At 53.5% G+C, this 8807-nt stretch carries 11 protein-coding genes; 7 read left to right on the top strand and 4 right to left on the bottom strand.

What is annotated here, in order from left to right:
- From PPL9_RS33520 to sseA, 4 genes are all read left to right on the top strand, one after another.
- Positions 1–821: phospholipase D-like domain-containing protein (locus PPL9_RS33520; RefSeq protein WP_244273431.1), on the top strand; the 821-nt coding region annotated here is incomplete at its 5' end.
- A 90-nt stretch (positions 822–911) separates the two neighbouring features.
- Complete coding sequence (locus PPL9_RS20520; RefSeq protein WP_057464419.1) at positions 912–1556, top strand: LysE family translocator; 645 nt, start codon at positions 912–914, stop codon at positions 1554–1556.
- A gap of 67 nt (positions 1557–1623) precedes the next feature.
- Positions 1624–2349 carry an alanyl-tRNA editing protein gene (locus PPL9_RS20515; RefSeq protein WP_057464418.1) on the top strand — a complete coding sequence of 242 codons (726 nt, stop codon included), beginning with the start codon at positions 1624–1626 and terminating at the stop codon, positions 2347–2349.
- 3 nt (positions 2350–2352) lie between these two features.
- On the top strand, positions 2353–3198 hold the full coding sequence (gene sseA, locus PPL9_RS20510) for a 3-mercaptopyruvate sulfurtransferase (RefSeq protein ID WP_057464417.1): 846 nt from the start codon (positions 2353–2355) through the stop codon (positions 3196–3198).
- A 61-nt stretch (positions 3199–3259) separates the two neighbouring features.
- Here sseA and PPL9_RS20505 read toward each other — a convergent pair whose 3' ends face one another.
- Entirely contained in the window at positions 3260–3874 is a 615-nt protein-coding gene (locus tag PPL9_RS20505; RefSeq protein ID WP_057464416.1) for an NAD(P)H-dependent oxidoreductase, read from the bottom strand.
- Between the two features lie 100 nt (positions 3875–3974).
- Here PPL9_RS20505 and PPL9_RS20500 point away from each other — a divergent pair, with 100 nt between their 5' ends.
- Positions 3975–4562, top strand: coding sequence for a TetR/AcrR family transcriptional regulator (locus PPL9_RS20500; protein ID WP_057464415.1), 588 nt, complete (start codon positions 3975–3977; stop codon positions 4560–4562).
- 6 nt (positions 4563–4568) lie between these two features.
- Here PPL9_RS20500 and PPL9_RS20495 read toward each other — a convergent pair whose 3' ends face one another.
- The gene (locus tag PPL9_RS20495) at positions 4569–5372 is read right to left on the bottom strand and encodes an HD domain-containing protein (RefSeq protein WP_057464414.1); all 804 of its coding nucleotides are present in this window, start codon (positions 5370–5372) and stop codon (positions 4569–4571) included.
- A gap of 87 nt (positions 5373–5459) precedes the next feature.
- Here PPL9_RS20495 and PPL9_RS20490 point away from each other — a divergent pair, with 87 nt between their 5' ends.
- Positions 5460–6074, top strand: coding sequence for a TetR/AcrR family transcriptional regulator (locus PPL9_RS20490; protein ID WP_082597003.1), 615 nt, complete (start codon positions 5460–5462; stop codon positions 6072–6074).
- A gap of 103 nt (positions 6075–6177) precedes the next feature.
- On the opposite strand, the gene PPL9_RS20485 is transcribed toward PPL9_RS20490, so the two are convergent.
- On the bottom strand, positions 6178–7206 hold the full coding sequence (locus tag PPL9_RS20485; protein ID WP_057464413.1) for a hypothetical protein: 1029 nt from the start codon (positions 7204–7206) through the stop codon (positions 6178–6180).
- Positions 7207–7303: 97 nt separating this feature from the next.
- Here PPL9_RS20485 and PPL9_RS20480 point away from each other — a divergent pair, with 97 nt between their 5' ends.
- Positions 7304–8419, top strand: a complete 1116-nt coding sequence (locus PPL9_RS20480) for a serine protease (protein ID WP_082597001.1) — start codon at positions 7304–7306, stop codon at positions 8417–8419.
- A 33-nt stretch (positions 8420–8452) separates the two neighbouring features.
- Here the strand turns inward: PPL9_RS20480 and PPL9_RS32505 are convergent.
- A partial coding sequence (locus PPL9_RS32505) for a hypothetical protein (RefSeq protein ID WP_161831398.1) occupies positions 8453–8807 on the bottom strand: 355 nt, incomplete at its 5' end.

Raw genomic sequence — 8807 nt, 5'->3', positions numbered from 1 at the left:
GCCTCATGCGTATGCTCGGCCCCATGCGCCTCAACTACCGCAACCATCGCAAAGTTGTGGTCACAGACAGCAAACACTGCTGGATCGGCGGCCACAACATCGGTGAGGAGTATCTGGGGCTGTCAAAAGAGTTTGGTCACTGGCGCGACACCCATGTCAAAGTCACGGGCCCGGCAGCGCTCGCAGCCACACTCTCCTTCAGCGAAGACTGGCAATTTGCAACAGGCAAGACACTGCAACTGGAGCTGCCCTCCTCCTTCTCCCAAACGGGTGGAGAAAGCGTCATGGTCATGCCGACAGGGCCGGCAGACATTCAGGAAGACTGCGCCATCACATTTGTGGAGAGCATTTCAAGAGCCAAGAAACGCATCTGGATCGTCAGCCCTTACTTTGTACCGGGCATTGAGGTCCTCACAGCCCTCTACGCAGCCGCTTTGCGCGGCGTGGACGTCCGCATCCTCCTGCCGGAAAAAGCCGACCACTGGCTCGTCTGGCTCGCCAGCTATGCCCATGCAGATAACCTCGCCAGCCATGGCATCAAGGTCTATCGCTATCTGGAAGGCTTCCTGCACGAAAAGGTCATCCTCATCGATGAGGAGCTGGCTGGCATCGGCACAGTCAATTTTGACAACCGCTCCTTCAACATCAACTTCGAAATCACGCTCTGGTTCACGGGCCAGAACATGATCTGGAAGACAGAAGAGATGCTGCAGCAGGATTTCAAAGGCGCTCGTCAGACAGACCGATTGGAACTCAACAACCGCCGCTACGCCTTCCGCGTCCTCGCCCAGGCCGCCCGTCTGTTCTCACCAATTCTTTAGTTTTTGATGAGGACAGTTCAGTAGACTTGCGTTGGGGCACTGAAATACGTTAGGGGCCAACTGAGAATAATAACCCAGAGGGCTTTTCGCATGTATTTTGTGCCTGAACTAAGCGTGATGGCGGGCTTTACCCTTGCTGCCTTCATCCTGTCCATTACACCTGGGCCGGACATGACCTTCTTCATGAGCAAAACGCTCACACAGGGCCGAAAAGCCGGACTGGTTGCTATCATCGGCGCAACCAACGGCATCATGATCCATGCGTTTCTGGCAGCGGTTGGCATATCCGCCCTGCTCGCCGCATCTGAATTTGCCTTCCAGATCCTCAAAACGGTAGGCGCGCTCTATCTGGTTTACCTGGCCTTCCAGATCCTGCGCAACGGGTCCGCCCTCTCATTGGAAGAAGGCGAAGCATCCCGCGAAACTCCCAAAGCCATTTGGGCAAAGGCTGTCACGATCAACCTGCTCAACCCGAAAGTTGTGTTGTTCTTCGTAACCTTCCTGCCACAGTTCGTGTCTGCCTCTGATCCATACGCAACCTCAAAACTGTTGTTCCTTGGCTTCTTCTTCATTCTGCTGAACGTGCCAAGCAGTCTGGTAATGGTGTTTGGGGCCTCTGCAGTCTCCAAGTTCCTACGCAGCTCACCGCGGGTGATGCGCATCCTCGACTATTCTTTCGCTGGCATCATGGCAGCGTTCGCTGTGAAGCTGCTCAGCGCACGCACGACCGCTTAAGATCACCAGTTAAAGGTGCGCCAATTCATTTCATGGCGCACCTGTTCAATCCATTTGAGATTATTCCATGACCGAACATTTGTACCGTGAAGATGCTTACCTGCGCAGCAGCGAAGCCGCTGTAAACGAAATCACTCCGGAAGGTGGCATCATTCTGGACCGGACCTGCTTCTACCCCAATGGCGGCGGCCAGCCGGGGGACTGCGGCTCGCTTGAGCTGGAAGATGGCACCCGCATTCCAATTGCAACAGCTGTTTATTCCAAAGATCGCAGCCAGATTGTGCATGTGCCAGTTGATGGCACCGAGCTTCCCGCAGGGCTGACCAGCGGCGCAAAGATTACTGCGCACATTGACTGGGAAACCCGCTACAAGCGCATGCGTGTCCACACAGCTTTGCACCTGCTCTCCGTCGTGCTGCCCTTCCCCGTCACCGGTGGCCAGATCAGCGATGGCACAGGCCGTCTGGACTTTGACATTCCGGAAGCTGCACTGGACAAAGACGAGCTGACAGGCAAGCTGCAAGACCTCATTGCAGGCGATGACGCCATCACTCAGGAATGGATCACCGACGAGGAGCTGGAAGCAAACCCGGGCCTTGTTAAAACCATGAGTGTAAAACCACCTATGGGCAGCGGACGGGTAAGGCTGATAAGAATTGGGGAAGATGTTGATTTGCAGCCATGCGGCGGAACGCACGTGTCGCAAACCGCACAGATTGGCAAAGCTGTCATCACTAAGATAGAGAAAAAAGGCCGTCAGAACAGACGCGTCCGTATCCAGTTGGAGGACTAAAACATGGCACAGGACCCGATTGTTTCGACAAGCTGGCTCAAAGACCACCTTGATGCTCCTGATGTAGTTATCATTGATGCTTCCTGGTATCTGCCTGCCATGGAGCGCGACGCCAAAAAGGAATACGAGCAAGAGCATATTCCCGGCGCACTGTTCATGGACATTGACGACGTGTCCGACCAGAATTCTCCACTTCCGCACATGATGCCGGAACCACATGTGTTCTCATCCAAAATGCGCAAGATGGGCATTGGCGATGGCCAGACCATCGTTGTCTATGATGGCATGGGAATTTTCTCCGCGGCCCGCGTCTGGTGGATGTTCCGCGCCTTTGGTGTAAAAAGCGTCTTCGTGCTGGACGGCGGCTTGCCTGCCTGGAAGGAAGAAGGCTATCCGGTCTCCGACGAAGTGCCAGCCCGCATGGAACGCCACTTCACAGCCATGCTGAACAACAACATGGTGCGCAACCTCAACGAGGTGCAGGATGCCTTGGAAACCAGCAGTCACCTTGTGCTTGACGCACGCGCACCAGAGCGCTTCAAAGGACTGGCACCGGAACCTCGCGAAGGCGTGCGCGCCGGCCACATGCCCGGCGCTCTGAACTTGCCGTTTGGCCTGCTGCTGAACGATGGCAAGCTGCGCTCAAAGGAAGACCTGCAGAACATCTTTGCGCAAGCTGGCGTCGATGCCACCACTCCGGTAATCACCTCTTGCGGTTCAGGTGTAACAGCTGCTGTCATCACGCTGGCTCTGGAGCAAGTAGGCTTCACCAAAAACGCGCTTTACGATGGCTCGTGGACCGAATGGGGCTCAAGCTCAAAGACCGAAGTCATCAGCGAACCAGCCTGAGTTAAACCAGATTCACATTCGCAACAAAGCCCTGCAAGTCATTGACCTGCAGGGCTTTTCTTTAAGCTACCGCCAACACATCCTGCACTGCAAGCGCATCTTGTTTGCCAAGTTCAGCGGTTTCCGCAATCCATGCAGCGCGCTCGTCCTCACCCGCCAGATAGGTTGGCGAGAACATCTTGAAGCTGTGCTCCTCAAACCCGATGAAGTCCAGAATCTGACGTCCCATCACCTTGTCATGCGCACAATCATAAAGCTCTTCATAGTAATGCGCGGCTGTATCACTGGTGATGATCACACGTGCGCTGCTGCCTTTGAACAGTTTGGCAGGCAGCTCTTCCCCTTCCACAATCTGGAAGGCAACACCCGGTAGCAAGGCCCGGTCCAGCAGCCCCTTCATCGGCCCCGGCATACCACCCCACCACAGCGGATAAATTGGCGTCCAATGACTGCACCATTTCAGGTTCTCCTGAAATGCAGCCACATCCGGTTCCAGCACCTGATCTCCTTTAAAATCACCTGAGAACAACGCACTCTCAAAGCTCATAGTGCTCAGGTTCATCACACGAACCTCCGCCCCCGATTGACGTGCCGCTTCGGCATATGTTTCAGCCAGCGCATGCCCAAGGCGGTCCTCTCCGAGATGACCGCTAAACACAAAAATTCTGTTTGTCATGGAAACTCCATTTATTTGACTGCGGTCAACTTATTTTCAAAATATGACTGGAGTCAATTTATTTTTTGACCATAGTCATATTATTCAGATTGAGGGAACCATGCTTCAGGGCAAACAAAAACGAGCACAGGAAACCCGCCAGCGCATTTTGGTGGCGGCAACGAGCCTGTTCAATGAAGGCAATTTCAATGCGGTCAGCACAGAGAGCATTGCCGAGCAAGCCAACGTTTCCAAAGGCACGCTCTTCGCTCACTTCGGCGACAAGCTGGGACTGTTTGCTGAGATCGGCCTGAAGGAGCTGAAAGCCTGCGTGGATAGTCTTCACAAGGCAGCAGAAAGCAGCCCCCTCAACGGGCGGGATGTATTGAATCAATCTCTCATGGGAATCCTGGAATACTTTGAAAAACAACCAGAATTCCTGCGCATCTTCATCGACGTTGCTGGTTGGGAAAAAGGCACCAGAGCAGAAAACTTCATAAATGTCGCGATCAGCATTGATGCGCTCTTTCAAGCAAGTGTTGAGAAGGGGCAGCAGGACAAATCTATTCGAGCAATTGATCCAAAACTCGGTGCAGTCTCCGTCCGCGCTTTCATGATCCACGTCGCAATTGGCCGTGTCTGCGGCGAATACAAAGACACGCAACAGCAGCACACCGAAGTTCAAAAGCTGCTCTCACTGGTGCTTTAGGCGGCGCTATACACCGTAGATATCAAACGCAGTCTTCGGCGCTTTGCCACCTGTCAGCTTGGTCAACACATAGGGCCGCGTGCCCTTCATATGGCGTGCTGTTTCAAACTCCAGCACTTCAATCACACCCTCTCGCGGATGCTTCTGCATGATTTCATCCACGCTGGACTTGGCAAGACGGCGATGCCCCGCCCCAAACAGATCACACATTGCACCACGGTTCACCAGATACGCCTCGCCCCCATGCGCCCGCGCTGACACATAGGCATTCAGATGCAGTGCAATCGCGTCGCCAACCCTATGCACCGTCTCAGCACCATGCCCACAACTGGAGAGATGATTGCACGCCACTTCAGCCCCGGAGATCGCAAAGCAACACTCATGCACTTGGGTCTCACGATCATTGATCAGCCCACTGTCGTGCAAGATGGCAGCTGAGAACAAGAGCTCCCGATCAAACGGCACACCTGCATACTCCCCCAGCAGCACGCCAAACAGATAGGTCCGCCAGCTGTGATTCAACAATCTCGTGTCATGCGTCTCAACCGCGAAATCAAGGCTATCGCGCACCAATCCCGTCTCAGCAGGCAGCAGCGCTTCCAGCTCAGAAGAAACCGGCGACAACAAGCCCAACCGGTCTTTCATGCTGTCACCCAGCTCAACCAACTGCGTGCGCGCCAGATTGCCAACCAGTGTGAGATGTTCCAGAGGCGTCAACCGCCCCTTACTGTACGCCCCGTTGCGTTTCCCCCAATTCAGGCTACCCATCACGCGCTCAGAGGCTCTGCAATCCTTTGCTGTCACAGACATAACTCGCTCTTCCAAAAACAAAAATAATTATGTACCGTATCGCATCAATATTTAGAGCTCAATATTTTTATGCGAAGCAGTACATAAATGACTCCATCACGCCCACGCGGACGCCCGCGCCTTTTTGACAAAGACGAAGCGCTGACCACAATTCAGCGAATTTTCTGGAAAAACGGCTACTCAGCAACCAGTCTGGATCAGATCTCCGCAGAGACCAAAATCAACCGCCCAAGCCTTTACGCCACCTTCGGTTCAAAGAAGGACATCTACATCAAGTGCCTGGAGCACTTTGCCGAAATGATGGGCAAACGCACCGAAGCAGCCATCCTGTCCGAGACAGAAATCTCACGCGGGCTGGAAAAGGTTTTCATGCAGGCCATGGAGATCTACCGGCCCAAAGCAAAGAGTGACGGCGGCCCGATGGGCTGCTTCGTCACCTGCACAGCCCCGTCTGAAGCAGGTGCAGATGAAGAGATCAAAGAAGTCCTGAAAATGGTCCTCGACCGGATCGACCAGACCATGCGCGAAACCGTTGAGGCGGCGATCAAAGACCGGAAAATCCAGCCAAAACAAACCGCTGAAATCACCGGCCACCTGCTCGGTTGCCTGCTGAACGGCCTGTCCCTGCGCGCCCGGTCCGGCACCTCGCGAGACGAACTGGAACGCACAGCAAAAGCAGGCATCGAGCAAATTCTTGCATGACATCTGCATGCAAACAAAGCAAATCACGCCGCCCATCGGCAAATAGAAAGTGCACCGGCTTTCAACACCGGTGCACTTACAGTCACTCACTCACCCATTCAAATCAGGTCATGGCACCTTGCACCACGAGGGCCTGATCAATAGCAGCCTTAAACCGGCTCGCTACCTTCGCAAATCCATCAGACGTGCCGTGGATTTCATCCACCCAATCCGTCAGGTTTGGCATGGCCCCCCGGCAGTCAACCACAATGACATTGTCATCGCTCGCCGCCAGACCATCAAGCATAGCATAGAGCTCATCCAGCATTGCGCTGATGATCTTACGTCCAAGCACGCTCGGAATATTGCGGTCTGACAGTGGTTCACCCAGCCACTCATCCTGAGCCGCATGCAGCGGATCACGCGTATCTCCCTCCCATCTGAATGGGAACACGTAATCGTATCCATGCACGAAGACAGGCATCTCCTGCAGCTCGGCAACACCGCGAATATCGCTGATCACCCGCTCATAAGCCCCCTTGAGGAAAGCAAGTTTCTCATCAAACACCACACGGTCGATGTGCCCTTCCACATCAGTAATATCGCCGTTAAAGTCTCTCAAAACGTCAAAGAGCACTGCAACACCGGTATCCGGATCTTCGCCGATCACGTCATTCCCGGCAGCCGAGAACAGGAACCCGAACACCTGATCCTTGTATTCAAGCAGCGCGGAGAGATACTCACGCCGCCGCGCCCGGTTCGCACCATACACCATGTTCTGCGCCGTATCCCCGGCAGCGTCTAACGAGTAAATGTTGAAGTGTGCGCTGAGATGATCAATGACGTCATCAATCAGGATCGGAAACTGGAACCAGCTGTCTCCCTCAGAAATCAGCATTGGCCGCTCTGGATGATCCCTGAGCGCATCTTTGAACCGCCAATACCGCCGGATACGAGATGCCCAATTGCCGATCTGAAGAGCATTCTCAAACTCCTGATCAGCCTCAGTCATCTGCACCATGTCAGGCTTTATCTTGAACTGTATGTCAAATGCACCTGAATGCTCAACCACATCACAGTATTTTAGAAGTTGTTCCTCTGGGACACTTGGGTCCCGAGCAATTTTCAAAAACTCATCATATGTAATTTTCATAGTATTCCCCCTCCTAGATTTACAGATAAACTTTACACAAGAGGTGAGTTTATGATTAAGCTTGCCATATGCAGATAACAATTTAAAGGTACTTTTCATGACCCTTAAATTACAAAACTTAAACAATGTATTACTTGAAAAAGCGACTCATAGATTACAAAGCCGTCTGGGGGATTTAAACAAAACACGCAGTGCAATTCTTGCAGGTACACAAGCGGAAACAGATAGCCGGGAACGCTTGAATCTCTATCAGAAACGGCAGGCCACACTCGCCTTATCAGAAGGCTGCGCCATCTCTGCGCAGCCCTCAATCTTTGAGGAAGACGTGCAGGATCTCTCAAGACTGGGCAAGGAAGCTTTGATCGGCACGCGCAACGACCTCCTCCCAATCGAGTTCTTTGAATACGGCCTTTATGCCGCGCGCTCAGTTGGCAGAATTGAGCATGTTGAAGGGCTTAGGTTCGGCACCGGCTTTCTGGTTGGGCACGGTCTCATCATGACGAACCACCATGTTTTGCCCAATGAGCACGAAGCACGCCAGCACTTTTTCGAGCTCGGCGCAGAAGCTAACCGCATCGGCAATCAGACGCCCTCGAAAATCTGCTCCATCGAACCAGACCGCTTTTTCTGGGCCAACGAAGAACTGGACATAGCCATCGCGGCCGTCGTGGACGAAGACCCGAGCTTCATTCCACTGGACCATTATGGCTGGCACGCCCTCATCCGTCAGCAAGGCAAAATCAAGAAGGGAGATCCGATTAATATCATTCAGCATCCCCTTGGACGCAACAAAGCCGTGGTCGTCCATAACAACCACCTTCTTCATATTGAAAATGGAACTGATGCACACATGTTTTGCTGGTATTCCGGCGATACGCAAAAAGGAAGCTCCGGTTCCCCTGTCTTTAACAGTCGCTGGGAGGTCGTCGCCGTACACCACATGGCAATCCCGCAAACCAACACACAAGGTGACATTCTGGGCAAGAACGGCCAGCCCATCAGCCGGGCAACCGCACGTAGACACCCGGACCAGATCGCCTACGCCGCCAACGAGGGCATCCGCACCTCTCGTATCGTAGATGCACTGGAAACCGCTCAGTTCACCAAAGCCCACCACGCCGACATCCGCGACTTCCTCCTAAAATCATGGAGCAGCCCCGGCGCCCAACGCAGAGGCCTGCGCGCCGCAGTAAGAAGCGCACAGGCTTTGTAACTCTGCAACATCATATTATAGCAGGCAGATACATTAAGCACCCAACCGTATCCAGATGCCTGGAAACTCGTAGGAGTTCGGGCCGATCTGTGTCGCTGGCTTTGCGGAAGAGCTGGTCTGCGGTTTGAAGTTACCGGTGGTCGCAATTTCAAGAACGTCACCTGTCGCAGGATCATAAATCATGGCCTTATCCGTATCCGTCAGATGACGCGTACCAGCAACCCAATGCATCGTATTGGTGCCCGCATACTGCACCAGAATAAGGTTCACCTGATTGGTTTGAAACGGAATACTGGTCACGGTGGACAGGCTCACAGTCTTGCCGAGCTTGTTCTGAATCAGGTCTTCCTCACGATTGAAGAGATAACCACCAGCCGCATTCAGAACC

It is taken from the genome of Pseudovibrio sp. POLY-S9 (assembly GCF_001431305.1).
GTDB lineage: Bacteria > Pseudomonadota > Alphaproteobacteria > Rhizobiales > Stappiaceae > Pseudovibrio.
This window is presented reverse-complemented; position numbering and strand designations above follow the sequence as displayed.